Source organism: Massilia sp. DJPM01 (assembly GCF_030348125.1).
Classification (GTDB): Bacteria; Pseudomonadota; Gammaproteobacteria; order Burkholderiales; family Burkholderiaceae_D; genus Telluria_A; species Telluria_A frigida.
The window spans coordinates 1-870 of sequence record NZ_JAQOZV010000200.1 but is presented as its reverse complement, the minus strand read 5'-3'; the positions used below and the strand labels follow the sequence as shown (position 1 = coordinate 870).

General features: G+C 62.4%; 1 protein-coding gene. It reads left to right on the top strand.

The window, feature by feature from the left end:
• Nucleotides 1–21 precede the first annotated feature (21 nt).
• A partial coding sequence (locus PO883_RS34655; protein ID WP_289313828.1) for a ketoacyl-synthetase C-terminal extension domain-containing protein occupies nt 22–870 on the top strand: 849 nt, incomplete at its 3' end.

Here is an 870-nt window from a genome sequence, read left to right as displayed (position 1 = left end):
GTGATCAAGGTGCTGCTGCAGATGAAGCACAAGACGCTGGTCAAGAGTTTGCACAGCACGCCGCTCAATCCTTACTTCGATCTCTCCGACAGTCCGTTCTATGTGGTCCAGGAGACGGCGCCATGGCGGGCGCAAACCGATGCGCAGGGGCGTGCATTGCCGCTGCGCGCAGGGGTCAGTTCGTTCGGCTTTGGCGGCGTCAATGCCCACGTGGTGCTGGAGGAATATGTGCCGGCGGCGGCAATGGCGCCGGCAGTCGTGCAGGGCCCGTCGCTGATCGTGCTGTCGGCCCGCAATGAAGATCGCCTGCGCGAGACGGCGGCCAATCTGCTGGCCTATCTGCAGCAGCATGAGCAGACCGATCTGACGGCGCTGGCGTATACCTTGCAGATTGGCCGGGATGGGATGGAAGAGCGGCTGGGCTGGGCGGTATCGTCGCTGGCGGAGCTGGTCGGCAAGCTGCGCGGTTTCGTTGCTGATGGCACTCTTGGCGATGGCGTACGGGGACAGGTCAAGCGCAACAAGGAGGCATTGTCTTCCCTGGCCGGTGACGACGACATGCCGGCCTTGCTCGATACCTGGCTAGCCAAGGGCAAGTATGCGCGGCTGCTGGACGTCTGGGTCAAAGGCCTGGGCGTGCAGTGGGAACGCTTGTATGGTGCGGTCAAGCCGCAGCGGCTGAGTCTGCCGACCTATCCGTTTGCGAAGGAACGGTATTGGGTGGAAGCGAGGGCGACAGCTGCGGCTGGCATCGCCTCGACGCTATTGCATCCGCTATTGCACGCCAACACCTCGGATTTGAGCGAGCAGCGCTTTACCTCGACTTTCAGCGGCAATGAGTTCTTCCTGGCCGATCATCAGGTCCAGGCA